The following is a 26618-nucleotide window of genomic DNA, read 5'->3' as shown; positions in this document are numbered from 1 at the left end:
TTACAACCGGTCCTGAATATGGGCAAAGGGCGGCGGCAGCGTCGAACCGCTGGCCAGCCGATTGTCCTTACCGAAAATGCCCATCTTCTCCAGCCAGGCGGCAAACTCAGGTGCCGGCGGCTTGTTCAGTACCTCACGCACGTAGAGGGCGTCGTGAAACGAGGTGGTCTGGTAGTTGAGCATGATGTCGTCAGAGCCGGGTATGCCCATGATGAAGTTGATACCGGCCACGCCCAGCTGGGTCAGCAGCATGTCCATGTCATCCTGATCCGCTTCGGCGTGGTTGGTGTAGCAGATATCACAGCCCATCGGTAGGCCCAGCAGCTTGCCGCAGAAGTGGTCCTCCAGCCCGGCACGGATGATCTGCTTGCCGTCGTACAGGTACTCGGGGCCGATAAAGCCGACCACGGTATTCACCAGCAACGGATCGAAACGGCGCGCCACGGCATAGGCGCGGGTCTCGCAGGTTTGCTGATCGACGCCGTGATGGGCGTTGGCCGACAGCGCGCTGCCCTGACCGGTCTCGAAATACATGACATTCTGGCCCACCGTGCCGCGTCCCAGCTCCAGCGCCGCCTTGTGCGCCTCGTCCAGAATCGACAGGTTGATGCCGAAACTGTCGTTGGCCGCCTGAGTACCGGCGATCGACTGGAACACCAGATCCACCGGCGCGCCCCGATTGATCGCCTCCAGGTGGGTGGTGACATGGGTCAGTACGCAGGACTGGGTCGGAATTTCGTAGCGCTGGATCACGTCGTCGAGCAAGTGCATCAGCCGGGTCACTGCATGGTAGTTGTCGGTGGCCGGGTTGATGCCGATCACCGCATCGCCATTGGCATAGAGCAGGCCATCCAGCACGCTGGCGGCAACGCCGGCCGGGTCATCGGTGGGGTGGTTGGGCTGCAGCCGCGTGGACATTCTGCCGCTCAGACCGATGGTGTTGCGAAAGCGGGTGACCACTTCGGTTTTCTGCGCTACCAGAATCAGGTCCTGTATTCGCATGATCTTGGACACGGCGGCCACCATCTCCGGCGTCAGCCCCGGCGCAAGTGCGCTCAGGCTCTCGCGGCTGGCATGATCGGACAACAGCCAGTCACGGAAGTCGCCCACCGTCAGATGCGCCACCGGCGTGAAGGCATCGGCATCATGCGTATCGAGGATCAGCCGGGTGACTTCATCCTGTTCATAGGGGATCAGCGCCTCGTTCAGGAACTGTTTCAGCGGCACCTCGGCCAGGCAGCGCTGCGCCGCCACCCGCTCGGTGGCGTTCTCCGCCGCGATGCCCGCCAGGCAATCGCCGGAGCGCAGCGGCGTCGCCTTTGCCATCAGGGTTTTCAGGTCCGGGAAACAGTATCGAGTCTGGCCAATATCGACGTGATAGTTCATGCTATTTACCCAGCCGTTGCCCTGATCGACTGTTCAAGCCGATCCAGAAACAGGTCCGCTTCAGCCCGTGCAATACAGAGCGGCGGACGGATTTTCAGCGTGCTGCCGGTCTTGCCTGCGGCACCGATCAACACACCGTTACGCTTGAGGGCATTGATGACCGCCGTGGTCCGGGCCGCATCCGGCGCACCATCCCGGGCCGGGTTGCACAGGTCAAGGCCGATGAACAGACCCGCACCCCGCACCGCAGCCACCTCCTCAAAGGTAGACTGCAGCACCTCAAGCTGCTGCTTCAGGTAATCACCCTGCTGACGGGCATTGGCGATCAGTGCTTCCTCTGCCAGTACATCCAGCACCGCCATACCGGCAGCCACCGCAACGGTCGAGCCGCCGAAAGTATTGAAGTAGCCCACATCCTCATTGAGGGCAGCCAACAGCTCTTCCCGCGCTGCCAGCCCAGCCATCGGGAAGCCGTTCCCCATCGGTTTGCCCATGGTGACCACGTCAGGTGTCACCTGGTGACGGGCAAAGCCCCACATGCCTGCGCCGGTGCGGCCGAAGCCGGGCTGTACTTCGTCCGCAATCAACAGCGCGCCCTGAGCCTGCAGCCATTCAACTGCCGGCTTGAGGAAACCCGCCGGGTCGGCGTAGACACCATCACTGGAGAAAATCGAATCTACCAGCAGCGCTGCACAACCGTATCCCAGCACATCCAGACGCGCCACACCGGCGCGCACCTGATCGGCAAACCAGGTGGAAGAATCAACCTGCTCAGGCATCTGCGACATCGGGATGACATGTACATGTTCGGGCAGCGAGCCTTTTTTGAAGGATGAGGGCGACACCTCGGTCACGGCTGAGGTGTTGCCGTGGTAGGCCGCCTCGGTAACGATGATGCCCTGATGCCCGGTCCACTGACGTGCCAGACGCAGGGCCATATCGTTGCTTTCACTGCCGGTACACATCATCACCAAACGGTTCAAAGGCGGTGGCAGCGTGGCCAGCAGACGCTCTGCATATCGGTGTATGCCTTCATGCAGATAACGGGTGTGTACATTCAGCGTGCCCATCTGCTCGGCCACTGCCTGCACCACTCTTGGGTGACAATGCCCGACAGAGGGTACATTGTTGTACACATCCAGATAGCGCTGCCCCTGATCGTCAAACAGCCAGACCCCTTCGCCCCGAACAATGTGCAAGGGTTCCTCGTAGAACAGCATGGAGGTGGGGCCAACGGTTTCCAGACGCTTGCGCACCAGCACCCCTATTCGCTCATCGGCCTGCTGAAGACGGTCGAAACTGAACGCATTCTGATCCAGAATTCCACGGATATCGCTCACGGTAATGTCTCCTCGCTTCAGCCATTATTCTGTAGATACTGTCGGGCCAGCTGGGCCGTCCCTTCAATGTAACCATCAATCAAGCCCTGTGCCGCCTCGCTATCGGCATGCGAGGCCAGCCAGGCACTGAGCATGATGCGCCGAATCATGACGAAGGTGTCCAGCATCGCTTCATCCGCCGCGGTAAATTCGGCGACCGAGCGATAACCCTGTACCCAGGCCTTGCGCAGCTGCGGGATGATCGGGTCCAGCTCGTAGAAGCTGATCGCGGCTGCAAAGTCATAGGCATACCAGCAGAAGCCGCTGTCATCGAAGTCAATGATCGACAGTCGGTCTCCGTCCACCAGCAGGTTGGCCAGACGCAGATCCGCATGCACCAGCCCATAGCGATCAGCGCTCTGCCCATAGTCCATAATTGCCTGCTCAATGTGCCCGATCGCTTGATTAATCAGAGCTTCATCACCCGACGTCAGCCCCGGGGCATCACGCCAGTCGCCCCACAGGCCGTCAGGGGCAATCATGGTGTCCAGATTCCAGCGCTTGCGCACGAACCAATCCGGCGGCTGCCAGTCTCGGCTGTGCTGATGTAGCCTGGCCGTCATCGCCCCCAGCTTCTCGAACCAGTGGGGCAGGCTCTGCCCAACATCGGGCTCGGCCCCCTTCACATGCTCAAAGCCCACGGCAAAAAAGTCGCGCCCTTCGGCATTCAGGCTGATAACCGGACTGCCGTTCTGGGTCTCCAGCGGCGATGGTGTATGGATCCGCCCCGAGGCACGCAGGTCATTAATCCATGCCAGTTCGGATTCAATTTCCTCACGTACATGATAATCAGGCCGATGCACGCGGATGATTATTTTTCGATCCGTGTGACGATCACGGGAAATAAAAGTGGCATTCTCAGACGTCGTCAGTAAATCGATATGAGCGTCAGCCGGCATCTGCCAATATTCAAGACACTGCCCCAGTTCTAACCTGAGAGTATTCACCAGAGTATCGGTATACATCTGATTATCTCCTTCCTGTAAAAACATTTACTGCCAGAAAACCCGCACCCAAAGGTGCGGGCCAGATATTCAGGCGCGAGAAGTATCAGCCTGCAGCGGCAATTCAGCTTCAGGCAGGTGAACACCGTCCATTTCATCAAGATCGTGTTCCGCATCGAGAATCAGTGCCAGCTCCTCATCGGCGGATTTAGCGACCAAATGACGTCGGCCGTAGGCGAAGAAATAGACGGCACCGATGACGAACAGCACCAGGGTGTAGTTGAAAGCGCGCGGATCAAAGGCGTAGACACCGGTCATCGCCACCAGCGACAGCACCAGCGCAATGGATGAGGTGAAGATGCCGCCTGGGGTCCTGTAGGGGCGCTTCAGCTCGGGACGGCGCAGACGCAGCAGGATATGGCTCAGGGCCATCAGTGCGTAGGAAATGGTCGCCCCCACCACTGCCATGCCCAGAATCAGGTCACCCTCGCCGGTCAGTGAGACCAGAAAACCGAAGATGCCCGGCACAACCAGCGCCCAGGTCGGCGCCTTGCGCTTGCTGGTCAGGGAAAGCGCCTTGGGCAGGTAGCCGGCACGAGAGAGGGCGAACACCAGACGGCTGTAACCGTAGATCACTGAGAAGAAGGAGGCGATCAGACCGGCCAGGCCCAAAACGTTGATCGCAGTCGCCAGGCCACTGCTGCCGGTTGCCTTGAGCGCATCCACCAGCGGTACACTGCTGCTGCCGATCACATCAGCGCCGGCGGCACCCGCCAGCAGGAACATGACCAACGCCGCGGTGAACAGCAATACAATCATCGCGCCGATGATGCCCTTGGGCATGTCACTAGCAGGGTCGCGCGCTTCTTCCGCTGGCCAGAGGCACCCCTTCCACAGCAAGGAACAGCCACATGGCAAACGGCAGTGCGGCCCAAACGCCATACCAGCCGAACGGAAGTATTTCACTGGCACCGGCCGCATCGGTTGGCGCGATATTGAACAGGTTGGCCGTCTCAAAATCACCGATCAAGGCAATCGCCGTGGCCAGAATAGCCACCACCGCCAATCCGCTGATTACCATCATGGTTTTCAGCGCCTCACCTACACCGGCCAGATGGATGCCGATGAAAATGGCGTAAAACAGCGCGTAAACCCAGGGACCGTTGATCCCCAGCAACTCCTCAACGGCAGCGCCGATGAAGATCACGATCGCCGCCGGTGCCAGTGCGTACTCAATCAATACCGCCAGCCCCGTGAGGTAACCCCCGGTAGTGCCCATGGTCTGGCGGGCAAAACTGTAGCCGCCGCCAGCCGCCGGAATCGCCGCCGACATCTCGGCCAGCGAGAGCACCAGCGCAAAGTACATGGTCGCCATCAGTGCGGCCGCGATGGCAAATCCACCCCAGCCCGCTTCAGCAAGGCCAAAGTTCCAACCGGCAAAGTCGCCGGATATAACGTAGGACACCCCAAGACCGGCCAGCAGGACCCAGCCCGCAGTCCCCTTCTTAAGCTGGCGCTTGGCCAGATAGTCCTGATCGATTGTATTAGCCATGAGCATTCCCCTGATCAATAACTATTTAAATTGTCGATGCCCATTCCCTTTCGCTGCCTCCCAACGAAAGGGAATGGATATTGCTAGCACTTTCAGCGTAACGAGAGCGTGCAAGCGCCAGTTATCAAAAATTGGCAAATGTGCATGGGCAGGAGTGAATACGATGGTGCGGACTTGGCAGAATCAAAATACGGCGTCCATACTGGATCGAAAAAATAATAAAGAGGCCAAGGTGCACCAAAATAAACAAAAAGCACCACAGAGGTGCATATCTGTTTCAGATGACATTAATGAGCAGGCCTTTCATCTGACCGACTGGAGTCAGGAATATAACCAGTACAGCAGCGGGCGTTTTCAGGGCCGTGTCGAAGAGTGTCAGTTTGACGGTATCCAGCTGATCAACGAGTACACCAATCAGGCATTACATCAGCACTGCATGGTCTGGCCTGATGCCTTCTGGCTCGGCATTCCGACCAATCGTGAACACTTTCGCATCAACGGCCAGTCCGTCGAGCAGGAAGATCTGCTCTGGCGTCACGGCAGTACCCCCTTCGAACTGGTGACTCCGGCAGACTGCAACATCTTCAGTATTGTGGTTCAGCAAGAAGAACTGTTCGGCCTGGCCGCGCGCCAGGGCATCGCTACCCAGTCCAGTGTCTCCGGTGGCAACCCGCGTCTGCGCGGCAGCCGACATCAGGTCGAGGAGCTGTCGCTGCTGGTCACACGGATACTGGCAGCAGCCGACGAGGGCATGGATACCGAAATCCACAAGGACCTGCTGATACAGCAACTGCTGAACCTGCTGGACACGGCAGAAGTTAACGAGCGGGTCATCCCCAGTTACCGGCATCGCAAGGCGGTCGTGGATCGAGTACGGGAATATGTGGATGCAAAGGGTGATTTGCCGGTCACCATGACGGCTCTGTGTGACCTGGCCTGTGTCAGTCGGCGTACCTTGCAGTACAGTTTTGAAAGCATTCTGGGTATCAGCCCGGTGCAGTTCCTGCGTGCGACCCGCCTCAACCGGGTACGTCGCAAATTGTTGTCTGCCGAAGGCACCTCAATCTCCGATGCAGCCGCCAGTCAGGGCTTTTACCATCTGAGCCAGTTCGCTACCGACTACAGACGCCTTTTCGGCGAGCGCCCCTCAGAAACCCTCAGACGTATCGCCCACTGAAAGCCAAGGGAGGCCGAAGCCTCCCTCTTAACGGTTTACAGGTGTTTGTCGAACGCCTCTTTCTCGTGCTTCATGATGCTGGCGTTCAGAAACAGATAGAGCCCTACGGCAGCAGCCAGACTGATGGCAATGCCGGTTGGGCTGTCAGCGAACGTGAAGTAGGCGGATACGTTTTCCCAGCTGGTGATTGGACTTGAAAACATGATGTGCTCCTCGGTGCCATTCGCACCCTTGTTGACTCATCTTTCGTTCATGGGGCGCTGCCAAGACAGCGCCATTTCAGTGAAAGCTCAGACCAGTTTTTCCTGACCCGGCTCCAGCGTGTTCTCGATGATCGCCTGTGCCGGCAGTGACTCTGGGTAGGGCTTGGCCGGGATTTCGACCAGGTCCAGACCGAGCACTTCGACCTGAGGCGGTACACGCAGGGCATTCAGTTTCTTCAGCACGTAGGAGATGCCCCAGCCCGGAATGAAGCCGGTCAGTGCCATCACGATGCCACCAATCAGCTGCCCGGTTAGAGTAATATCAGGCAGGTCACCCACATTCGGGTAAGAAGAGGCAAACACACCGACCATCACGACACCGTAAAGGCCACAGAAACCGTGTACTGCCACCGCACCCACAGCATCGTCTACGCCCATTTTTTCTACCATGCGACCCACCAGCGGCATCAACGCACCGCCACTGGCAGCGATGACAAAGGCCAGACCCGGGTAATACAGATCCAGACCCGCGGCAACGGTGATGATCCCTGCCAAGCCACCGGACATGGTCCAGAACGGCTCACGCGATGTCAGGTAGGCACCAATGACACCACCGGCAAAGCCCATCAAGGTGTTGAAGCCGAACGCGGACAGGTTGGTCGGGTTGCCATAGATCGTGGTCCAGCCGGTATCACCACTATTAAAGATGATGCAGCCACCCAGGAAGCCAAAGAAACCGACGATGATCATCATCAGGCCGATCAGTGACATCGGCAGGCTGTGTGGCGGGATATACATCGCGACACCGTTCTGGAACTTGCCAACGCGCGCACCCAGGTTCATCAGCACACCCAGCGCGAAGAAGCCGGCAACCCCATGTACCACACCAGACGCACCCACATCGTGGTAGCCCAGCTTGGTCAGCAGCCAGCCATCCGGGTGCCAACCCCAGGCACCAGCCAGAATCCAGACAGCGGAACCAAGAATGGCCGCCAGGATCAGGAAGGCGCTCAGACGGATACGTTCGATCACGGCACCGGACAGGATCGAGCCGGTGGTAGCACCAAACAGGGCGAAGGCGGCGAAGAAGATGCCGGTACCCATATCCTTAACGTCAGGCCCCATGCTCAAACTCCAGGGCAGCGCCGCAGAAGCATCGATCGGAATCAGGCCGTTCGGGAAGGCGTTGTAGATCCACCAACCGAAGAAGTAGAAGGTTGGAATGATGACCGAAAGGGTCAGAATGTTTTTCATCCCTGAAGTCAGGGCATTCTTGACGCGGGAAGCGCCAATTTCATAGGCGAGGAATCCGGCATGGATCATGAACATGATGGCAGTACACCACCAGTAGAACACTTCCACATTCATCGCTTGGTGCATTTCGAAAGTCGCCTTGAGCGACTCCACGGTTTCCACAGTCATAGGCTTGTCCTCGTTTATGCGGAAAGGGTCCGCTTTTTGTTTGCTGCACCGCAGCATATAAGCCGGAGCATCCTTACTCTTCAGTGATATTTGTTTCCTGATAAGAAAAAGCAATCCATGTGCCAAAAGTATCCACAACCCATAAAATATAGAAATGATATTTATAACATGTTGTTTTATAAAGGCTTAAAAACAATTAACTCTTGATTGAAAAATTATTTTCTCGGATAAAACACCCTGTGGATAATTACCGTGCTTTATACGAGGGCTTTTTCGCACTTGCGTGCACCCGTATTGTTCATTTAATAGCCAAGCACAAAAAAAGCGCCCACAAAGGGCGCTTTCATGAAAGGTATTTTCAGGGATATCAGCTTCTCACTTTGATCCGCTCCGGATCATGGAAAGGCAGTGCCTGAACCTGAGCCGGCAACCGCTTCTGCAGTCCATCCAGCTGCCCCACTTCCAGTCGGGTACCCGGTTCTGACCAGGCGGGCTGAACACGGCAGAGTGCAATCATTTTGCCCAGCAAGGGCGAGGCCGTTGCGCTGGTTATCTGACCAACCGGCATGCGCCCGTCGTACACTAGATCACCGTGGTGAACAGGCTCATTGCCATCCAGCACCAGCCCCACCAGCTTCTGTCTGCTCTCAGGCGACTGCCGCTGCAGCGCCGCTCGCCCGCTGAAATCTTCTTCCTTGGTTTTCATCGGCACGGTGAAGCCGATGCCGGCCTCGTAGGGGTTGGTCTGGTTGCAGAATTCGTGCTCCGCAAAGATCAAGCCCGCCTCGATTCGCAGCATGTCCAACGCGGCAAACCCCAGTGGCGCCAGACCATGGGGCTGGCCAGCCTGCCAAATCGCATCCCATACCGCTGCGCCGTCATCAGGATGACACCACACTTCAAACCCTAACTCACCGGTGTAGCCGGTTCGCGAAACCATCAGCGGTATGCCTTCCGGCCCGCCCAAACGGCCAATGGTGAAGTGGAACCACTTCAATTCGCTCACCGGTGTCCGGTTTTCCGGCTGCCAAACCAGCTCCGACAGCAGCGCTCGGCTGTTGGGACCCTGCACAGCCAGGTTGTGCAGCTGGTCAGTCGACTCACGAATACTGACCCGATCACCGCGCTGTGCTGCCAACTCTCGCAGCCAGGTGCCAGACCAGGGATCGCCACATACCCAGCGGAAGGCCTGCTCCCCCATGCGGAACAATGTGCCATCATCGACCATGCCACCGGTCTCGAAACAGGCGGCCGAGTAGACAATTTCACCCACCGCAAGCCGGCGCACATTACGGGTCAGGGCATACTGCAACAGCGCTTCGGCATCGGGGCCAACCACTTCGAACTTGCGCAACGGCGACAGATCCATGACAGCGACGGACTCACGACAGGCCAGATATTCGGCACGCGCGCCCCAACCTTCAAATTCGGTCGGCACCCAATAGCCGCGGTATTCATCAAAGTGCTTGGTCAGTTTCGAAGTACGGCTGTGAAACGCGGTCTGTTTGGTCATGCGCGGCAACTCCTCAGGCACCACGCGATGGGCAATGGCGCGCTCGAACTGGTTTTCCGCGCCATAGACGCGGACATGGATATCGGTGGGTATCCAGCCATTGGCCGGATCAATGTCATCAGGGCAGGCTGAAGACGCGCATATCAAGTCCCGATTCGCGCGCAGCAGGACGTAGTCACCGGGACGCGACCAGGGCTCATCCATGCCAACCGTGCCGCAGGGCTCGATCAGCGTGTTGAAGAAAAAATTAATGGCGGGCCAGCCAGCGCGGGGCGCCACGCCATATTCCCTCAATGCACGGTTGAAATTGTCCGTACAGCTGACATGACCGAAGTAGCCACTGTCCTCGTAATACTTGGGCGTGCAGGCCAGCAGGAAGCTGTCGTGACGACCGACCGTGTCCTGTACCAGCTCCAGCATCGGCTGCAGGCGGTTGTCGGCAAATCGTGAGTACAGCCCCGGCTGGGGCAAGGCGTGTCCCGCCAGGGTCCGTGTCGCCACCGCATCCAGCGTAATCTCTTCGCCTCTTTCCAGCGCCTCGGCATCGAAGGCGATGAAGTCGGAGCATTGCTTGCCCGCCACATCAATAATCTGAATCCACTCACCCGCCTTGACGCGGTATACACGCGCGCTGCTGTGTGGGACATGCACCTCCTGCACCGGCTCACTCAGCGGATCGGGCAGCTCAGTCATTTCGCCCGGCAAACGCCAGAAGGCAACATTCAACTCTGTCGCTGTCGTTTGCTCCTGCGGCATCATGTCAGCCCCCGGCGCAGCCAGCACCAGATGGATGGCCCCTGTACGCTCCGTGGCTTCAATCATGCACGGCAACTGCTCGGCATCCAGATGAAGCCCGCGTTGCAGATGGGATTCCTTAACGCCCCATGCCAGCAATCTTTGCCTCAGCCTGTCACCCGAAGGGCGCGACTGTTGCAGCTGCGCCTGCACCTCAGGCATACCGGAAGTGGCCTGTCCCAACTCCAGACGCTCACGCGCCGAGCCGGGGCCGTCATCAAGCATGAACAGCTCACAGCACTGCCCTTCGTCCGGGCTGTCAATCTGCAACCGCTCGCCCGGCAACAGTTTCACTCGCATTGCCTGTTGCGCCACAATGCGTTTGCGGCTCGTAGCCGGCGGCTCACCCGTGATCAAATGATCATGAAATTGCGTGTTCATACCTTCACCCCTGGCCACTCACATTCACATGGCCTGCGCCACCATTCGGTGCACAGGCCGGCGCCATGCCCTGTTGTGTGGCTCTTTTCCCACCAGAACAACGGCGTCGGCCACATCAACCATGGTAAAAATTCTTTACCTGTAGTGATTTTCGGGCAATTCATCAAAGGAGCTACCTCTGTAGGGGTAGACCTGAATATGCTGGCATGATCCGTGCATTTTCACTCACGTTTAGACCCAATTCGAACAGGAGAATGGCGTGACGGTCAGTTTTTCACGCTGGTTCGGACGCGTTCAGGCAGGCGGAAAGGCTGAACAGCCGCGGTATTATCCACAACGCGAACTGTTGCACCGGGTAAGCCTGACCCTTGTTCGCTGTCCGAACCTGGAAGACACCTTGCCCGACCTGCTGAGTCAGGTGCTGCTGGACGCCGGCTGCTCAAGCCCCGTGTGGCTTGCGTGGCGCGTCACTGCCGATGTGCACTGGTCCCTCAATGGAACCGGGCCTCAACCTTCCCCGCTTGAAACCGCCCGACTGAAATATCAGCTGGACCTCGCCACTCGTGGCAACCGATTCCAGCTGCAGCCCGAAGACACCCTTGCCCGGCACGAAATCACGGGGCTGCGCATCCCCGACAGCGAAGGCGGCCTGCAGCTTTGGCTGTTGGCTCCCCTCTCTCTTGCCACATCAGGCGAAGACCGACGACAGTTGCTGCGTGATCTTGGTCAGGCGGTGCATGCCGGGCTCGACATCAGACTGGAACACGAACGGCAACTGACCGCCCTGCGCCAGGAAGTACAACAGAACCTGGCCGCCAGTTTGCACGACTCCGTCGCCCAGCAGCTGTGCTATCTATGCCTTCAAACCGGCCGTCTTGAACAGCAGGCCACTCAGCTGTCAGCGGATCAGCTGCAGGAACGTCTGTCCGACATCCGGTGTCAGACCCGTCAGGCCTACCGACAAACACGCGAATTGATCAGCAGCGCCCGCATCCGCTTGCAGCACAGCCTTCATCAGGAGCTTCTGTGTGCCGTTACCGATTTCGAGCGCAACTCCAGTCTGCTGTTTGAGCTTGATAACCGCCTCACCGGATACCCTTTGCCCGAACCGGTTGCCGTGGAATTGCTGCTGATCATCCGTGAGGCGTTGAGCAATGTGGTCCGGCACGCTCACGCCCAGAAGGTCAGGATTCAACTGCTGCCGCATGGCAAGAACGGATTCCATGTTCATATTCAGGACGATGGTCAGGGACTGCCGGCACAACGCAACGCCGACAGTTTCGGTCTGGGCATCATGGAGGAGCGTGCGCGTCGCATCGGCGCCCGGTTCCGGCTTGAGTCCACCCCCGGTAACGGGACCTGCATCGAACTGATCGCCGAGGAACTATGCCCATGACAGACGTCAACGTAATGCTGGTGGATGATCACCCGCTGTTTCGACGGGGGGTTGCCGAGCTGCTGCAGGACAGCGGCCACTTCCGTGTGACGGCCCAATTCAGCCACCCCGATCAAGTGCTGGAGGCGGTGAACGACTCCGTACCGGATCTGGTGCTGCTGGATCTTCACATGCCCGGCCAGAGCGGCCTTGAATTGTTGCAGGCAATCAAGGAGCGCCACAGCGGCGTCAAGGTTGTGATGCTGACCGCGTCCGATGACCCGACACATTTGATGGATGCCCTGCGTCTGGGGGCCGAAGGCTACCTGCTCAAGGATACGGAGCCTGGCCTGATACTGGAGCGGCTGGAGTCGATCCTTAACGGGCAGCTGGGGCTCGATGACGAGATGCTGCTGTTATTGCGCGAGGGTTTGCGTCGACAGGACAGTCTGCAGGATACCGGACGTTCGCTCCCAACCAGCGCCTCCCCAGCGGACGAGCACTGGTATGCAACCCTGACCGAGCGAGAGCGTGAAACACTGGTCTGGATATCACGCGGCCTCAGCAACAAGTTGATCGCCCGCGAGATGGGCATTAGTGACAGCACCGTCAAGGTGTATGTCAAAAGTCTGCTGCGCAAGCTGCACCTGCATTCCCGACTCGAACTTGCCGCATGGGTGCACACTAATCCACTGCCGGATAACATCCTATGCTGAGCCAAATGCTGGATCTTATTCGCCCCTCGGGCCGATCTGCACAGGCGAGCGGATACGAGCCTGAGTACGTATTGAACAACCTTGAAACAGCCATTTTGGTCATCGATGCCAATGGCCGCATTCTGCAGGCCAATCGATGCTGGAAGGAACTGAGCCGTGGCAACCTCAGCATGCTCTTTCACGAGTACCTGCACCCGGGCGACCGTGCTCAGTGGCAACAAGCATTGATCCGGCTGGAGCGTTCGGTCTGCCTGCGACTGCTGACCACCGAACAGCGCACGAGCCGCTGGTTTGAGCTGAAACTCTCGGCCCTGAACCCGGAGACGGGCTGGCCGCTCACCATCACCTTGCTGGACATCAGCGAGCGCATGGACGAGTCACGCCAGCGGGAGGCGCACTGGCGCAGCCTGCATCAATTGCTGCAGCACCTGCCCGCGATGCTCTACCGAGGACGCAACAATCGTCACTGGACCATGGAGTATGTCAGCGCAGGCTGTCGTGAACTTACGGGGTACAGCCCGGAGGTACTGACCAACCAGTCTTGCCTCAACTACGGCGACCTGATCCATCCGGATGACTCCGGCCCTGTCTGGGAGCAGGTTCAGGAAGCCCTCAGCCGATGCAGCGAGTTTGAGCTGCACTATCGGTTGCAGCATGCGGATGGGCATTTTGTGCCGGTCAGCGAGAAAGGCTGTGGGCTGTATGCCGACAACGGCTCAATACTGGGGGTTGAGGGTATTGTCGTAGCCTTTGCCACCCCACTGGACTACCCCCGAATTTAACCCGACGGGGGTACCTTCAACGGGGAATTTTTCCCAACGGTTCACGCGGGTAATTTGGTTATCAAGGGTCACGCTGATGTGGCCGCTCTGATCCCGACAACAGGATTCTGTGGAGATAACCATGAAGAAACGCGTAGCCATTATTGGCGCAGGCCCGAGCGGTCTGGCCCAACTGCGAGCCTTCCAGTCAGCCGAAGCCAAGGGTGCCGACATACCCGAACTGGTCTGTTTCGAGAAGCAGTCCGACTGGGGTGGCATGTGGAACTACACCTGGCGTACCGGCCTAGACGAAAACGGCGAGCCGGTCCACGGCAGCATGTACCGTTACCTCTGGTCCAACGGTCCCAAGGAATGCCTGGAATTTGCCGACTACACCTTCGAGGAGCATTTCGGACGTCAGATCGCCTCCTATCCGCCGCGCGAAGTGCTCTGGGATTACATCAAGGGCCGCGTCGACAAGGCCGGCGTGCGCAAGTACATTCGCTTTAACACCCCGGTTCGTCACATCAGCTTCGATGCCGACAGCAAGATGTTCACCGTGGAAGTTCAGGACCACAGCACCGGCAACACGTACAGCGAAGAATTTGACCATGTAGTATGCGCCAGCGGTCACTTCTCCACCCCGAAAGTGCCTGAGTTTGACGGGTTCAAAACCTTCGGCGGCCGCATCCTGCACGCCCATGACTTCCGCGATGCGCTGGAATTCAAGGACAAGGACATTCTGCTCGTCGGCGCCAGCTACTCTGCTGAAGATATCGGCTCTCAGTGCTACAAGTACGGTGCCCGCTCCATCACCAGCTGCTACCGCACTGCACCCATGGGCTTCAAGTGGCCGGACAACTGGGAGGAGAAACCAAACCTGACCCACGTTGACGTGGACACGGCGTACTTCCAGGACGGCAGCAGCAAGAAGATCGACGCCATCATCCTGTGCACCGGTTACCTGCACCACTTCCCCTTCCTCGATGACGAACTGGCCCTGAAAACCGACAACCGCCTCTGGCCGCTGAACCTGTACAAAGGTGTGGTCTGGGAAGATAACCCGCAGTTCTTCTATATCGGCATGCAGGACCAGTGGTACTCGTTCAACATGTTCGACGCCCAGGCCTGGTACGTGCGCGACGTTATTCTAGGTCGCATCGCCTTGCCCGCCAAAGAGGACATGACTGCCGACAGTCTGGCGTGGCGCGAGCGGGAACTGGCACTGGAAACCGCTCAGGAGATGTACGAGTACCAGGGTGCCTACATCCTCCACCTGATCGAACAGACCGACTACCCCACGTTCGACATTGATGGCGTCAACCGTACCTTCCTCGAATGGAAGCAGCACAAGAAGGACAACATCATGACCTTCCGCGACCACTCCTATCGCTCGCTGATGACCGGCACCATGGCGCCCCCACACCATACCCCGTGGCTGGATGCACTGGACGACTCGATGGAAGCCTACCTGGCCGACGCTCCGTTGCAGGAAACCTCGCGCAAGGCCAGCTGATTATCCACCCGGTGCTGGCCTGGCCGGCACCGTATAGAGGACTCTGACATGAGCAACACCCCCGTTACCCGTTTGCCCAACCGCCAGGCCAAGTCGATCACCGACCCCTTGCCGGGTTGGACCGCCGTGGCCGGCGACCCCAGCATGACCACCTGGATCGAATACACCGCCGATGACGGCAGCATGATCAGCGGCTGGTGGGAAGCCACCCCCGGCACCTGGCATGCCAAATATGAAAGCTGGGAATTCATTCACCTGATGGAAGGCTCGGCGATCATCACGCCAGAAGGCGGCGAGCCCGTGGAAGTAGGCCCCGGCGACGCCTTCGTCATCGAAAAGGATTTTGTTGGTACCTGGGAAATTACCGCCCCGATCGTCAAGCACTTTGCGATCAAACTGAAATAAGCGCTCACCTGTTAAAGCCCGACCGCCCGGCAGCAGGACCACACACCTCTACCGGGCACCCTTACACTTCGTTGTTCCTCTCTTATGTGCCGCTTGGCTAATTGGCCAGTCATTCCGAGTACCACGGTACCTGTGGACAAGCTGCCTTAAGTTTCTGTGGTTACATACAGTGTATTGAAGGCCTTGAGCCGATGGTGCTTGTTTTGTCACGTGACTGTGCTTATTTGTGACTGGCAACAGGCGGGAAAATCGTTCAGTATCAGGAAACTATGGATCGGCCGTTGCAGGATACTGCGCACGGCATAGCTGCAAAACGCGCATGCTCGTTTTCACCGGAAGAGAATGACTGTGGTATCTCGACTTATCCTTTCTCTTCAGATAGTTACAACAGCTCTACAGTCTCCGGCTGAGAGCAAATATGCGCATGCGCAGTACTATAATGTTAAATTTCTCCGGATTTTGCTCATAGATAATAATACATAACAAGTCTGAAGATTTTATTATTTATGTAGTAGCATAATCCTTTATTGCTAGGAGGATTCAAATGAAAAATTGGTTATTTCTTTGTGTTGCAATTTCTTCTGAAGTAGTGGCAACCTCTAGTTTGAAAGCTAGTGAGGGCTTTACAAAGTTCTGGCCTAGCCTGCTAGTAATTTTAGGATATGCAGTTTCATTCTATTTTCTTTCTCTTTCACTAAAAGCTATACCTGTTGGTATTGCTTATGCCATATGGGGTGGTTTAGGAATTGTACTGATTTCTGTAGTAGGCTGGGCATTTCTTGGCCAAAAATTGGATTTTCCGAGCTTGATAGGCATTTTCCTAATTATTGCAGGAGTAGTAGTTATTAACGTATTCTCCAAGGTCAGCATGCATTAGTATTTAACAAACGGCTGTTGTCGCCCCTTCGGGGCTGGGACGGCCTTTCCGCCGCTTTGCGGCTACAAGGTCGCCCCAAAGCTGGGCGTTAACTCGATGCGAAAATTCTAGCTTAGATCAAATAAGGAAAGTTTATGGATTACTCAGTCACATACGAGGATGGGTTCCTTATACGAGAGATTGGTTCAATAGCTACTAAAGCAGATGTGGCAATTACAGAGCTAATAGCTAACGCTCATGATGCAGGTGCTTCTGAAGTTAAAATCATATTCCCTGAGGAAAAGGGAAGCATCATAACTGTAGAAGATGATGGTCTTGGCCTAACAGAAGCTCAGTTTGAAAATAGATGGTTGAAACTAAGGTATGACAGAAGAAAGCATCAAGGGGCTTTTGTAGAAATACCAGAAGATAATAAATTATCTCAAAAACGACTCGCATTTGGCCGGAATGGTGTAGGACGACACGCTGGGTTGTGTTTTGACGATACCTATGTAGTCGAAACATGGCGAGACTCTTTCAAAAATTCATACGAACTAGAACTTACCTCTGGAAAGCAGCCAATTAAAGTAAAAGAGCACAACAAAGACCCTTCTACTGGACATGGTACACGCATAAAAGTCATAGCAAATCGAAACCTGATGCCTATTGATGAGTTAAAGGAAATTATATCAGCTCGTTTTTTATTTAATCCTGAATTCAAGGTTTATATCAATGGAAAGTTAATAACGCTATCGGAGCATCCGGGTATAGTTAAGGAAACGGAAATAAACCCGGTAGGCAATATTAAGATAAAGTTAACGCTTGTTGACTCATCAACAGTATCAAGAACAGCAGGTCAGCATGGTGTTGCGTTCTGGCTGGGAGGGCGGCTTTTAGGCAATCCATCTTGGTCAATAAATGGAGAGCAGGTATTAGATGGAAGAAGGTCTTTTGCAAAGCGTTATACTCTGATAGCTCAATCTGATGATTTATTTGATTACATTGAGGCGGATTGGTCTGGATTTAAATCTGATTTTTCAGCTTTATCATTAATTACAAACGAGATATCTACTTTTGTTAAAGCATGCTATCTAGAACTTTCGAAAAGTGAGATAGAAAATGCGAAGCGCTATGTTATTGATACTCATAAGGCCGATATTAAGGAAGCTACGAATAAGTCCGATCCAAGGCTCTGAAATGTCGTTATTACCGCCTCAGAGGCGGAAATTCAACACTTTTAACCCTTTTTAACCGGCTGCAACCACCTTTTCAGGCAGTGCAGGCAGATTGCCCCTGTGCTCTCAACATCTGGTCCACTCGCATAACATTGGCCAGCGCGAACAGCATGGCCAACTTGCAGTCGTTTTTCTTCAGGCCACGGTAGCGGGCTTTTACAAAACCAAACTGGCACTTGATGATCCGGAACGGATGCTCAACTTTCGCACGGATACTGGCTTTCAGATACTCGGTGCGGATTCTGACCTTATTGATCCGAGGGTGTTTTTTGAGTGTCTTCAGCGTCCCTGGCTGTTCGGCGATGTACCAGTCTGCGCTGACATCTTTCAGCTCATCTCGCTTTTCGGCGCCCCGGTAACCCGCATCAGCAAAGATGAATGTTTCTTCACCGTGCAGAAGCTGGTCGGCCTGATTGAGGTCGTGTTCGTTTGCCGCAGTTGTCGTGAAACTGTGCGTGATGCCGGTGCGGGCATCAACCCCGATGTGAGCCTTCATCCCGAAGTGCCATTGATTCCCTTTTTTAGTCTGGTACATCTCGGGATCGCGTTCGCCCGTTTTGTTCTTGGTGGAGTTGGGAGCTTCGATGATGGTGGCATCGACCAGTGAGCCCTCTTTCAGCAGAACTCCGGCTTCAGACAGCCATTGGTTTACCTCTTCAAAAATCTGTCGAGCCAGACCGTGGCGCTCCAAAAGATGACGGAAGTTCAGGATAGTGGTGTGATCGGGGATGGCCTTGTCCAATGACAATCGAGCAAACAGCCGCATGGACGCGATCTCATACAGCGCCTCTTCCATGGCGGGGTATACCACTGCTGCATGCAGTGAATGCGCAACATGGTGGACAAGGGGTACGGTCGACGGCCGTTTCCAGCCTTGGGATAGTGAGGCTCGATAACGGCTTCGAGACGCGCCCATGGAATCAGCTTGTCCATTCGGCCCAGGAACTTCTCCTTGCGGGTCTGACGGCGCTTGTTGCTGAACTCGCTGTCGGCAAATGTAAGTTGCTGATCCATCGGTGCGTCCTCAATCGTGTGCAGCGGGCATTATCCCATGCGGCGGACTTATTCGCAGCTTCCCTAGGTGAATCCAATGTCAAAACCGCGAAGCTATTCCATCGCTAACAAGTGACTGTGGTGTCTAGTTAAATATTTAAGCCATATTTTCGCCCCATCGTGTCTCATTCTTGAGCATGGTGTTGAGCACCACGATCAGCTTGCGCATGCAGGCAATGATGGCCACTTTAGGCAGTTTGCCCTGGGCTTTCAGGTGCTCGTAGAAGCGTTTGAACACAGGGTTGCATTGGATCGATGACAGCATCGCCATGAACATGACCGTACGGATACGGTGCCGGCCTCCACGGATGCGCCGTTTGCCATTCCAGGAGCCGCTTTCTCGGTTCATGGGTGCCACACCGACGAGGGCGGCGATCTCTTTGCGGTTGAGCTTGCCGAGTTCAGGCAGTTCGCTGAGCAAAGTGTAGGCGAGCACTTTACCGACGCCCGGCACACTGGTCAGGATCTCGGTTTGGGTGCGCCAATGCTTGACCTGCATAACGGCTTCGTCGATCTGTTTGGTGATAGTCTTGATCTGCGTTTCCAGCGAGCGCAGCAATGTTTTGATAGAAGGGTGCAGGGCTTTGGGTAAGACCTGGAGGCGATTTTTCTCCATGGTCTGCATTTCGAGCAACTGAGTACGCCGAACAAGTAAGTCCTTGATCAAACGAGATTGTTTGTCCGCGATAGGTTTAATTTTAGGCTGGATAGTTGCTGCATAATGGCGATGAGATTAGCATCGACCTTATCTGTTTTGGTGTAGTAGCCCCCATTTAAACCGGACACCTTTGTAGAAGCAAAGGCCTAGGCATAGACCTAGTGCAAAGGAGTGTCCAAGGTGGAGAGAATCGAAGTCATAACCGGAGTGCAACGCCGTCGCCGCTATTCCGCGCAGGAGAAAGCATTCATGGTTGCAGAGTGTGAGCAGCCAGGCATGTCGGTGTCGCTTGTGGCCCGGCGTCATGGTATATCAGCTAGTCTGTTATTCCGTTGGAAGAAGCTGATGAAAGACGGTGGCATGTCCGCGATTGAATCCGGTGATGAGGTTGTCAGTGCATCCGAGTTGAAAGCTCTGAACAAGAAGGTTCGGGAGCTGGAGCGGATGTTGGGTCGCAAGACGATGGAAGCTGAAATACTCCGGGAAGCCCTGGAGGTGGCCCAGTCAAAAAAGTTGATCTCGCGCATGCCGTTGCTGCCACCGGACGATACCCTCTGAAGCGGGTTGCGGAAGTGCTGAAGGTATCGCGCTCCAATCTTCTGGATCGTCTTCATGGTCGCCAGAAAGGCCGAAGCCCGAGATACAACAAACAGGACGATGACCGGCATTTGCCGTTTATCCGTGAGCTGTGCGATGCTCGTGCTGCCAATGGCTATCGAAGGATCACGGCTCGACTGAATCGATTGCTCGCAGCCAACGATGAGCGAGTGAACCATAAGCGCGTGTACCGACTGATGAAGCAGGATGGGTTGCTGTTACCCCGGTATACGGGGCGACCTCAAGAGCGCTGCCACAACGGCCAGGTCATTACGTTGAAGCCTGACCTTCGCTGGTGCTCGGATGGCTTTGAGATCCGCTGCTGGAACAAGGAGGTCGTTCGTGTGGCCTTTAGCCTGGACTGCTGTGATCGCGAGCTGATGCGCTATGTAGCGACCACGGGTGGCATCACCGGTGAGATGGTTCAGGACTTACTGCTGGAAAGCCTGGAATACCGGTTCGGCCAGTCAGAGCGAGTGCCTCATCCGTTGGAATGGCTGACGGATAATGGCAGCTGCTACATTGCCAAGGAAACACGATCCTTCGCGTCTTCTTTAGGCTTTGTGGTGTGTACCACGCCCGTGAGAAGCCCTCAGAGCAACGGCATGGCTGAGGCCTTCGTAAAGACATTCAAGCGGGACTATGTGTACCTGAACGATCTTCCTGATGCTGCGACTGTTATGACCAGGTTGCCAGAATGGATCGAGGACTATAATCGCAGCCACCCACATAAGGGGCTGAAAATGAAATCGCCCTGGGAGTACCGGGCGGAACTGGCATCAAACGAATGAGGTGGTGTCCGGTTTAGCGGGGGCAACTACATTTGGCAAGTATACCGATGACCTGAGCGTAGCGTCTGACACTGATGGGGTTGACGACAACAATGGGAAGATTGGCCTGGTCACAGGCGAACACGAAGGCGTGCTCATAGCGCCCGATGGCTTCGACCACAATGCGTTTGATATTGCGCTTTTTCAGTACGTGAATGACCTTGAGAATGTTTTCCTCGTCGTTTGGAATTTGGAAATGGAGGTCCAGCGGATGCAGGACGATATCGAGTTTGGATTTGCCGACATCAACGCCGACGTTGATTTCAATTTGGCTTTCTGTGTGTATGGTCATAAGCTAACTCTGCCTTGCTATGCGGGCTCGGGGCCTGTGATGCCCTTTGGGTGCCGATGACTGTTCGAGTTATCGCTAACGAGTCATGCAGCGCTACACACTTGTTATCGGTCTCTCGAAAGAGGAGCCGGCGCTACACCGAGCTGCTGCATGAAGGCCCTCAATGGCCGTTGAGGGTGGGTCCCAATTTACCCGGAAAACACACGGAATTATCCATACAAATCGATTCAGCGGATGCTTCGCAGCGCCGCTCGAAGCGTTTATACCTCAAGGAGGTGAAATGAAAACAGGTGTTCTTTCAATAATACTATTGTTTTACCCTAGTATTTCACTTGCCTCATTTATTGGGCCTGATCAAAAGCCTTTGCCTGAAACCGAGTTTAGAAAGTGCACTCCAGATTTTTGTGTTGAGTTAGTTCTTACCAGTGACTCAGAGTTGGCATTAAGGAATTGGAATACACCCTCTAAAGGAGTTTATTTTCCAACAAAAAAGGATATTAAAAAGGGACAGATGATTTCAGTCTTTATAATATTTAAGGCTTGTACAACTACGGAGCAAGGTTATTGCCGGTTAACTCAAAAATTAACTATTTATCAACCTGACGGAAAGGTATATAGCAACATACCTGAAAGCGAGGTGTGGTACAACAAAAAATCTCCGGAAGGAGAATCAATTGGCCTCAGTGTTGACTATGTAAAATTGATAGTCGAACCAAATGAGCAAGTAGGTACCTACACCTTTAACGTTACAGTTAAGGATTATGTTTCAGACACTACTGCTTACTTGAGTAAATCAATTAATGTTACCGAGTAAGGTATAACAAAGCGTTGAAAATCGTTCGCTTTGATCGCTGGGACCTCAAAAGCTACGCTCTTTTCGGCCCTTTAACGCGGCGTTATGCATAAGGTTTCTATGACTGACGAAGAGTTGGAAATAATTGGCAATGAAGTTGTTGATCTTCTCAAAAGCAGAAGATTTGAAAAGATCGGCTCTATGTACGGTTACGCTCTCAGGGCGGACCGTTCTGCCGCAGAGGCTATAGAGGAAGACCTCGATATCGCCATCACTGAATGCTCCGGCAATATGGCACGCTCCAAACCAAAAATTACTGTTAGTCATTTTGAACCAAATGAAACTGGTCTCGGGTCACTGATCGAGTGTAATTTACCGTTGCGTACGTCCGTAGGGGTTCTGGTTGAACTAATTTTAAACGATAGTGGTTCAATATATTTGGAGCAAATATCAAGCTACGGAGAGACACTAAATGCATAACAAAAAACTCAAGCCACCCGCGAGCAGGCTGGGACCTCAAAAGCTACGCTTTTTCGGCCCCTTAATTGAGCGTTAGAGGCGCCTCCTACCTGACGTTGCAGCGATCATGATATTGGGTAAATCAGTTGTATTGCCCACCCTGATGCATATAAGCCGAGCCCAAAGACCGTATGGGTTATGAGGCTCTGCAGGCGTGCGGTGCCCGGTTGCTTTGTCCTGGAGGCTGCCACTCCAGCCCCCATGCCCGGCTGCATTAACAGAAAGGGGGCTGCAACCGTACCTATGCCAACTGTGAGTGCGGGGCCAATAGTCGGGCTCTGCATCCATGATGCTCCCCAGATGGCGATTAGTAAGGCAGCGAATGCGATGCCTATCAGGTAGTGAGCTGTCCATCCTATGATGCTCTCTCCTCGCATAGGGCTAGATACAGCAATGTCGTCATGACGAAACTGGCCGTGTGTCATGTGGGCTATCCAGCGTCCCACCATCCCGTAGTTTGGGAGAGGGACGCCGAGCATTGGCTTGCGCAAGATGCTCCATACATCCATCACTGCAGTTGCTCCAATGCCGATGGTTAATATGAGTAGTATGTCATTCATAACACTCTCCTTCGCTCGTCTTGATTGCCAAAGAATGATAGTGTGCAACTTAAAGTCGACTTGAGGTCAAGGGGGTTATGGACATCGCTGCAGTAGCCAAACATTCGGGGGTTCCAGCCTCAACGTTGCGCTTCTATGAGGAAAAAGGGTTAATCAGCTCTGTCGGCAGGCAAGGGTTACGCAGGGTTTTTAGTGACAATATATTGGAGCGGCTAGCGCTGATTGCACTGGGGCGTGCAGCAGGCTTTTCTCTAGATGAGATTGCCCACATGATAGGGTCTAAAGGAAATCCTAATATTGACAGAGATTTACTGGTAAATAAGGCAGATGAACTTGATCAAACCATTAAAACGCTGTCAGCGATGCGAGACGGTCTCCGGCATGCAGCCGTTTGTTCTGCCCCAAGCCACATGGAATGCCCAAAGTTTCGACGCCTGCTTGGGTTGGCAGCTTCTGGCGCTATTAGTAGCGAAGGCCTGAAGGTGGCTCCCCAGAAACAGCGCTCTAACCAAGCGTTGCACCGGACAAACCGGTGAACGCGGCGTTGATTGGTAGAGACATGGAACCAGTCATCCAGGAAGAAACAACGGGTTGTGGCATTGCAGCAAGCGCTGCTCTCGCGGGTGTCAGCTATGCTGAGGCCAAGCGGAAGGCCAACGCTCTGGGTATTTATGCCGCAGATACAGCGCTATGGTCAGAAACTGAGCACGTCCGAAAGCTTCTGCGGGAATTCGGTATCTCGGTATCGCCCAAAGAAGCTCCCTTCGAGTCTTGGGAGCGCCTCCCAAACAAGGCTCTCATGGCTATCAAATGGCACACGGAACGGAGTAAGCCATTCTGGCATTGGGTGGTGTTTATCCGAGAGGGCGGCGAGGCAAAGGTGCTGGATTCCAAAAAGGCTTTGAAATCAAACGTCCGCCGGGATTTCGGGCGCATTAAGCCCAAGTGGTACATTGAGGTATCCAATTAACAAGGCACAGCAGTACGCGGCCGATGGTCGCCGCTGTGCTCAGCATTATGCATCTTTAAGTTAAGGGAGTAACTAATCGAATGAACGTGATTATCGTTGCCGCTTCTGGCACAGTTTTGGTGGGCTTGTATAAAGCAGTGATGAAGCCCAATCCGCCCCAAAGTCCCGCTGCTTGCGGAGCTGGCTTTTTCGTTTCAACCGCGGGGGTTGCCTCCGTGCTTTATTTGCTGTCCCTCATTCCATCATCCTTAGTTTATCAATTCGCGAGTGTATTCGCGTTGCCCCTTCTGGCGCTTATTGCTGGATACACTGCGGCGAGAACTACAGAAGATACTTCGTCAATGAACGCTAAAATCGTCGCAGGTGTCGGATTCATTCCCTACATCATCATTTGCATGCTTTTCTTGTCGGGTCTTCCGGGCTGGGTCCTCATCTTTGCAGTACTATCTTTTGTGCCCAGTGTGTTAATCGGACTGAAGGTATATCAAAAACGGAGTCCCAAGTTTGAGAGTGCATAACAAGGCGCTTGAGTTTGTTCCGGCCTGCGGCCTCCACCGGACGCACTTGTCAGGGCGCCGCTCAGCTTCGCGTTATGTAAATCGGCCAGTTTGTGGTTTTATGGTTACCATAGCTGAATGATGCGGCAGCTGCGAAATCGTGCCAGCGTTCTCGGTGCGGTCTACGCCTTGTGAAGTAATCGAGGGCTTTGGGAGGTTCCGACCTTGAAAGCTTCGGTTCTGATTCAGCGGCTGCGTCTGCTTGATCATATTAACCCGGCGGCAATTTAGGTCTGCCAATCTTGGCTAGGAGCCCCGTCATAGCTGGGACTTCTCCGACAGAAACTGCCGCCGAGTTAATTGAACAGACAGAGGAAACACTTTGGCGTCCCTCTGTTCTCTGTCGTTTAGATACGTGTTAGGCCCGCTTCTGCTGGTACTGTTGGTGATACTGTGCAATATCTTCGATGGTAAGCACAGGCATCTGGTGAAGGTGGGCAAAAGCAACGATCTCAGGGGTTTTGGCCATGCTTCCATCGGGGTTGGTAAGTTCACAGAGAACCCCTGCGGGCACTAACCCCGCCATCTGCATCAGGTCTATTGTGCCTTCGGTATGGCCGCGGCGGGCTAAAACGCCACCGGGACGCGCCCGGAGTGGAAATATATGCCCGGGACGAGCAAGGTCACTGGGTTTGGCGTCGGCGTAAATTGCGGTTTGAATGGTGGTCACCCGATCTTGAGCGGAGACACCTGTGGTTACTCCTTCTCGTGCTTCAATTGAAACGGTAAAAGCGGTCTGATTTTGGCTATTGTTGACAGTTACCATCGGAGGCAGCTCTAGCTGATCGGCTTGGGCATCGGTTAAGCATAGGCAGACAATTCCACTGCATTCACGGATCATCAGCGCCATCTGAGAAGCGGTTAGGCTCTCTGCTGCATAAATAATATCCCCTTCATTCTCACGGTCTTCATCGTCTAAAAGCAGTACGCCTTGACCTTGTCGAAGGGCTTCAAGGGCACGTTCAACACGCAGAATAGGATCACCAAACTCGGCAAGTAGAGAAAACTGATTCATGGTATAGCTCCTAAAGTTTAACCAGAATCAGGGCTGTTTTTGAGGAATTCAAAGCGACACCAAGAATCGGGCAGACGTGACCGCCCACACTTCATATTTGATGTGTTCATTCTCTCTCATCCGGACTATTACCGTCGGCTCTGGCATTGGACCAGATCTGCTGACCTCGACGAATCGAGCGCTCGTGGGCTTACTTGGTGACTGCCTATAGGCAGTGCCATGTCTACCACCGGTGGGGAATTGCACCCCGCCCTGAGAATTTTAATCACAAATTTTTAAGCGGCAAAAATTGCCGACTGGGCGCTGTAACTAAACAAGCAACGATCATGTTAATTCTTTATGATACAGAGATGAAGTCGAATCTGGTGAGGTCGCTGTCGAGTACCTCGAATCCGGTCCAACAGCTCCCCTGATTGGTCACATCAACTCTGGTGCCCTTAGTTGGTGTATCAGGCTTAGCGATCACAAACTGGCCGGCGTGGGGCGGCTTGAAACAGGGAAAGACCGGTGATTTGGTTCCCCGTTCTTTTCCTCTATTTGTCGAACCTAGTATGGAACTTGATTTCCATACAAGTCGCAGCAGTACGCGGCCGATGGCTGCCGCTGTGCTCAGCGTTATATCGCAAGGAGAGTGAAGTTGTTTGAGGTAGTAAGAGCTGTTTTTCCTAATGATTTAAGAGATGTTCTTGATCTGTATTATGAGTATGTTAACAGCACCTCGGTAGATCTTTCTTTCCAAGGTAATGATCAGGAATTTAACCGTTTGCCTGAAAAGTACAGCTCTGAAGAATCAAAGATATTTTTGGTGAAGAAAGACAGCAAACCTGTTGGATGTGCTGCATTTCGGAGATTGGATGAGTCTGTCTGTGAAATGAAGCGAGTTTATATCCAACCATGTGTTCGTGGCCACAATATAGGTAAGCTGCTAGTTGATAGAGTTTTGCAAGAGGCTGTTATCAGTGGCTACAGTAAAATATGTTTAGATGTCCTTCCAGAGTTTAAAACTGCCTTGAAATTATACAGGTCGTATGGATTTGTTGAGCATCCACCCGTAACGAAAAATCCAGTTCCAGGAACACACTTTTTAGGTTTGGACTTAGAGCAGTATAACCAAGAATTGCAGCGGACAAACCGCTGAATACAGCATTATGCGCAAAA

25 protein-coding genes, 2 pseudogenes and 1 riboswitch are annotated in these 26618 nt (G+C 54.5%); of the genes and pseudogenes, 15 read left to right on the top strand and 12 right to left on the bottom strand.

The window, feature by feature from the left end:
• The 4 genes and pseudogenes from ACAM29_RS16515 to eat form a co-directional block, all read right to left on the bottom strand.
• Nucleotides 1–1386, bottom strand: a complete 1386-nt coding sequence (locus tag ACAM29_RS16515; RefSeq protein WP_369624766.1) for an ethanolamine ammonia-lyase subunit EutB — start codon at nucleotides 1384–1386, stop codon at nucleotides 1–3.
• 5 nt (nucleotides 1387–1391) lie between these two features.
• A complete protein-coding gene (locus tag ACAM29_RS16510; protein ID WP_369624765.1) occupies nucleotides 1392–2726 on the bottom strand; it encodes an aspartate aminotransferase family protein in 1335 nt (444 codons plus the stop codon).
• 17 nt (nucleotides 2727–2743) lie between these two features.
• The gene (locus ACAM29_RS16505) at nucleotides 2744–3730 is read right to left on the bottom strand and encodes a phosphotransferase (protein WP_354408225.1); all 987 of its coding nucleotides are present in this window, start codon (nucleotides 3728–3730) and stop codon (nucleotides 2744–2746) included.
• Nucleotides 3731–3799: 69 nt separating this feature from the next.
• Nucleotides 3800–5261 (bottom strand): annotated as a pseudogene (gene eat, locus ACAM29_RS16500) (ethanolamine permease).
• A 232-nt stretch (nucleotides 5262–5493) separates the two neighbouring features.
• Between eat and ACAM29_RS16495 the strand changes: the two are divergent.
• The gene (locus ACAM29_RS16495; RefSeq protein ID WP_254775039.1) at nucleotides 5494–6438 is read left to right on the top strand and encodes a helix-turn-helix domain-containing protein; all 945 of its coding nucleotides are present in this window, start codon (nucleotides 5494–5496) and stop codon (nucleotides 6436–6438) included.
• 35 nt (nucleotides 6439–6473) lie between these two features.
• Here the strand turns inward: ACAM29_RS16495 and ACAM29_RS16490 are convergent, their stop codons facing one another.
• The 3 genes from ACAM29_RS16490 to ACAM29_RS16480 form a co-directional block, all read right to left on the bottom strand.
• Nucleotides 6474–6641, bottom strand: coding sequence for a hypothetical protein (locus ACAM29_RS16490; RefSeq protein ID WP_175527669.1), 168 nt, complete (start codon nucleotides 6639–6641; stop codon nucleotides 6474–6476).
• 87 nt (nucleotides 6642–6728) lie between these two features.
• Complete coding sequence (locus ACAM29_RS16485; RefSeq protein ID WP_091827243.1) at nucleotides 6729–8063, bottom strand: ammonium transporter; 1335 nt, start codon at nucleotides 8061–8063, stop codon at nucleotides 6729–6731.
• A 367-nt stretch (nucleotides 8064–8430) separates the two neighbouring features.
• Nucleotides 8431–10752 carry a DUF1989 domain-containing protein gene (locus ACAM29_RS16480; RefSeq protein ID WP_369624764.1) on the bottom strand — a complete coding sequence of 774 codons (2322 nt, stop codon included), beginning with the start codon at nucleotides 10750–10752 and terminating at the stop codon, nucleotides 8431–8433.
• 259 nt (nucleotides 10753–11011) lie between these two features.
• Between ACAM29_RS16480 and ACAM29_RS16475 the strand changes: the two genes are divergently transcribed.
• From ACAM29_RS16475 to ACAM29_RS16445, 7 genes are all read left to right on the top strand, one after another.
• Nucleotides 11012–12148: a sensor histidine kinase gene (locus tag ACAM29_RS16475; protein ID WP_091827162.1), complete on the top strand. Its 1137-nt coding sequence runs from the start codon at nucleotides 11012–11014 to the stop codon at nucleotides 12146–12148.
• Nucleotides 12145–12843, top strand: coding sequence for a response regulator (locus tag ACAM29_RS16470; protein ID WP_369624763.1), 699 nt, complete (start codon nucleotides 12145–12147; stop codon nucleotides 12841–12843). Before ACAM29_RS16475 ends, ACAM29_RS16470 begins: the two co-directional genes overlap by 4 nt.
• Complete coding sequence (locus ACAM29_RS16465) at nucleotides 12837–13625, top strand: PAS domain-containing protein (RefSeq protein WP_369624762.1); 789 nt, start codon at nucleotides 12837–12839, stop codon at nucleotides 13623–13625. Before ACAM29_RS16470 ends, ACAM29_RS16465 begins: the two co-directional genes overlap by 7 nt.
• 121 nt (nucleotides 13626–13746) lie before the next feature.
• Nucleotides 13747–15120, top strand: a complete 1374-nt coding sequence (locus tag ACAM29_RS16460; RefSeq protein ID WP_369624761.1) for an NAD(P)-binding domain-containing protein — start codon at nucleotides 13747–13749, stop codon at nucleotides 15118–15120.
• A 48-nt stretch (nucleotides 15121–15168) separates the two neighbouring features.
• Complete coding sequence (locus tag ACAM29_RS16455; protein ID WP_091827159.1) at nucleotides 15169–15525, top strand: cupin domain-containing protein; 357 nt, start codon at nucleotides 15169–15171, stop codon at nucleotides 15523–15525.
• 544 nt (nucleotides 15526–16069) lie between these two features.
• Nucleotides 16070–16402 (top strand): multidrug efflux SMR transporter, encoded by a 333-nt coding sequence (locus tag ACAM29_RS16450; protein ID WP_369624760.1) that lies wholly within the window; start codon nucleotides 16070–16072, stop codon nucleotides 16400–16402.
• A 134-nt stretch (nucleotides 16403–16536) separates the two neighbouring features.
• The gene (locus ACAM29_RS16445) at nucleotides 16537–17577 is read left to right on the top strand and encodes an ATP-binding protein (protein WP_369624759.1); all 1041 of its coding nucleotides are present in this window, start codon (nucleotides 16537–16539) and stop codon (nucleotides 17575–17577) included.
• 73 nt (nucleotides 17578–17650) lie between these two features.
• On the opposite strand, the pseudogene ACAM29_RS16440 reads toward ACAM29_RS16445, so the two are convergent.
• Nucleotides 17651–18630: pseudogene (locus tag ACAM29_RS16440) on the bottom strand (IS5 family transposase).
• Nucleotides 18631–18766: 136 nt separating this feature from the next.
• Nucleotides 18767–19294, bottom strand: coding sequence for a transposase (locus tag ACAM29_RS16435; RefSeq protein ID WP_369624758.1), 528 nt, complete (start codon nucleotides 19292–19294; stop codon nucleotides 18767–18769).
• Between the two features lie 213 nt (nucleotides 19295–19507).
• Here ACAM29_RS16435 and ACAM29_RS16430 point away from each other — a divergent pair.
• A protein-coding gene (locus ACAM29_RS16430) for an IS3-like element ISMaq2 family transposase (RefSeq protein ID WP_369624422.1) occupies nucleotides 19508–20715 on the top strand; the annotation gives its coding sequence in 2 pieces (ribosomal slippage) (nucleotides 19508–19835 and nucleotides 19835–20715; 1209 coding nt in all).
• A gap of 13 nt (nucleotides 20716–20728) precedes the next feature.
• On the opposite strand, the gene ACAM29_RS16425 is transcribed toward ACAM29_RS16430, so the two are convergent.
• Nucleotides 20729–21046, bottom strand: coding sequence for a transposase (locus ACAM29_RS16425; protein WP_369624757.1), 318 nt, complete (start codon nucleotides 21044–21046; stop codon nucleotides 20729–20731).
• A gap of 280 nt (nucleotides 21047–21326) precedes the next feature.
• On the opposite strand from ACAM29_RS16425, the gene ACAM29_RS16420 reads away from it, so the two are divergent.
• Both ACAM29_RS16420 and ACAM29_RS16415 read left to right on the top strand, forming a co-directional pair.
• Complete coding sequence (locus tag ACAM29_RS16420) at nucleotides 21327–21860, top strand: hypothetical protein (RefSeq protein WP_369624756.1); 534 nt, start codon at nucleotides 21327–21329, stop codon at nucleotides 21858–21860.
• A 99-nt stretch (nucleotides 21861–21959) separates the two neighbouring features.
• Complete coding sequence (locus ACAM29_RS16415) at nucleotides 21960–22319, top strand: hypothetical protein (protein WP_369624755.1); 360 nt, start codon at nucleotides 21960–21962, stop codon at nucleotides 22317–22319.
• Between the two features lie 104 nt (nucleotides 22320–22423).
• On the opposite strand, the gene ACAM29_RS16410 is transcribed toward ACAM29_RS16415, so the two are convergent.
• Nucleotides 22424–22918, bottom strand: a complete 495-nt coding sequence (locus ACAM29_RS16410) for a DUF2938 domain-containing protein (RefSeq protein ID WP_369624754.1) — start codon at nucleotides 22916–22918, stop codon at nucleotides 22424–22426.
• A gap of 77 nt (nucleotides 22919–22995) precedes the next feature.
• Between ACAM29_RS16410 and ACAM29_RS16405 the strand changes: the two genes are divergently transcribed.
• From ACAM29_RS16405 to ACAM29_RS16395, 3 genes are all read left to right on the top strand, one after another.
• Nucleotides 22996–23454: a helix-turn-helix domain-containing protein gene (locus ACAM29_RS16405; RefSeq protein ID WP_369624753.1), complete on the top strand. Its 459-nt coding sequence runs from the start codon at nucleotides 22996–22998 to the stop codon at nucleotides 23452–23454.
• Between the two features lie 23 nt (nucleotides 23455–23477).
• Entirely contained in the window at nucleotides 23478–23888 is a 411-nt protein-coding gene (locus tag ACAM29_RS16400; RefSeq protein WP_369625151.1) for a hypothetical protein, read from the top strand.
• Between the two features lie 80 nt (nucleotides 23889–23968).
• Complete coding sequence (locus ACAM29_RS16395; protein WP_369624752.1) at nucleotides 23969–24406, top strand: hypothetical protein; 438 nt, start codon at nucleotides 23969–23971, stop codon at nucleotides 24404–24406.
• Between the two features lie 397 nt (nucleotides 24407–24803).
• On the opposite strand, the gene ribB is transcribed toward ACAM29_RS16395, so the two are convergent.
• Nucleotides 24804–25460, bottom strand: coding sequence for a 3,4-dihydroxy-2-butanone-4-phosphate synthase (ribB, locus tag ACAM29_RS16390; RefSeq protein ID WP_369624751.1), 657 nt, complete (start codon nucleotides 25458–25460; stop codon nucleotides 24804–24806).
• Between the two features lie 104 nt (nucleotides 25461–25564).
• Nucleotides 25565–25724, bottom strand: a riboswitch (FMN riboswitch).
• Between the two features lie 373 nt (nucleotides 25725–26097).
• On the opposite strand from ribB, the gene ACAM29_RS16385 reads away from it, so the two are divergent.
• Nucleotides 26098–26598: a GNAT family N-acetyltransferase gene (locus ACAM29_RS16385; protein WP_369624750.1), complete on the top strand. Its 501-nt coding sequence runs from the start codon at nucleotides 26098–26100 to the stop codon at nucleotides 26596–26598.
• The last annotated feature ends 20 nt before the right edge of the window (nucleotides 26599–26618 follow it).

It is taken from the genome of Marinobacterium sp. BA1, assembly GCF_041155135.1.
Lineage (GTDB): Bacteria > Pseudomonadota > Gammaproteobacteria > Pseudomonadales > Balneatricaceae > Marinobacterium > Marinobacterium iners.
Note: the sequence above shows the minus strand (reverse complement) of the source record. Positions and strands in the feature narration are given on the sequence as shown.

Excerpts from the sequence above, each read along its gene's own strand:
- ACAM29_RS16515 (WP_369624766.1), bottom strand. The coding sequence starts at position 1,386 with ATGAACTATCACGTCGATATTGGCCAGACTCGATACTGTTTCCCGGAC.
- ACAM29_RS16505 (WP_354408225.1), bottom strand. The coding sequence starts at position 3,730 with ATGTATACCGATACTCTGGTGAATACTCTCAGGTTAGAACTGGGGCAG.
- ACAM29_RS16490 (WP_175527669.1), bottom strand. The coding sequence starts at position 6,641 with ATGTTTTCAAGTCCAATCACCAGCTGGGAAAACGTATCCGCCTACTTC.
- ACAM29_RS16485 (WP_091827243.1), bottom strand. The coding sequence starts at position 8,063 with ATGACTGTGGAAACCGTGGAGTCGCTCAAGGCGACTTTCGAAATGCAC.
- ACAM29_RS16480 (WP_369624764.1), bottom strand. The coding sequence starts at position 10,752 with ATGAACACGCAATTTCATGATCATTTGATCACGGGTGAGCCGCCGGCT.
- ACAM29_RS16470 (WP_369624763.1), top strand. The coding sequence starts at position 12,145 with ATGACAGACGTCAACGTAATGCTGGTGGATGATCACCCGCTGTTTCGA.
- ACAM29_RS16465 (WP_369624762.1), top strand. The coding sequence starts at position 12,837 with ATGCTGAGCCAAATGCTGGATCTTATTCGCCCCTCGGGCCGATCTGCA.
- ACAM29_RS16460 (WP_369624761.1), top strand. The coding sequence starts at position 13,747 with ATGAAGAAACGCGTAGCCATTATTGGCGCAGGCCCGAGCGGTCTGGCC.
- ACAM29_RS16455 (WP_091827159.1), top strand. The coding sequence starts at position 15,169 with ATGAGCAACACCCCCGTTACCCGTTTGCCCAACCGCCAGGCCAAGTCG.
- ACAM29_RS16450 (WP_369624760.1), top strand. The coding sequence starts at position 16,070 with ATGAAAAATTGGTTATTTCTTTGTGTTGCAATTTCTTCTGAAGTAGTG.
- ACAM29_RS16445 (WP_369624759.1), top strand. The coding sequence starts at position 16,537 with ATGGATTACTCAGTCACATACGAGGATGGGTTCCTTATACGAGAGATT.
- ACAM29_RS16435 (WP_369624758.1), bottom strand. The coding sequence starts at position 19,294 with ATGCAGACCATGGAGAAAAATCGCCTCCAGGTCTTACCCAAAGCCCTG.
- ACAM29_RS16425 (WP_369624757.1), bottom strand. The coding sequence starts at position 21,046 with ATGACCATACACACAGAAAGCCAAATTGAAATCAACGTCGGCGTTGAT.
- ACAM29_RS16420 (WP_369624756.1), top strand. The coding sequence starts at position 21,327 with ATGAAAACAGGTGTTCTTTCAATAATACTATTGTTTTACCCTAGTATT.
- ACAM29_RS16415 (WP_369624755.1), top strand. The coding sequence starts at position 21,960 with ATGACTGACGAAGAGTTGGAAATAATTGGCAATGAAGTTGTTGATCTT.
- ACAM29_RS16410 (WP_369624754.1), bottom strand. The coding sequence starts at position 22,918 with ATGAATGACATACTACTCATATTAACCATCGGCATTGGAGCAACTGCA.
- ACAM29_RS16405 (WP_369624753.1), top strand. The coding sequence starts at position 22,996 with ATGGACATCGCTGCAGTAGCCAAACATTCGGGGGTTCCAGCCTCAACG.
- ACAM29_RS16400 (WP_369625151.1), top strand. The coding sequence starts at position 23,478 with ATGGAACCAGTCATCCAGGAAGAAACAACGGGTTGTGGCATTGCAGCA.
- ACAM29_RS16395 (WP_369624752.1), top strand. The coding sequence starts at position 23,969 with ATGAACGTGATTATCGTTGCCGCTTCTGGCACAGTTTTGGTGGGCTTG.
- ribB (WP_369624751.1), bottom strand. The coding sequence starts at position 25,460 with ATGAATCAGTTTTCTCTACTTGCCGAGTTTGGTGATCCTATTCTGCGT.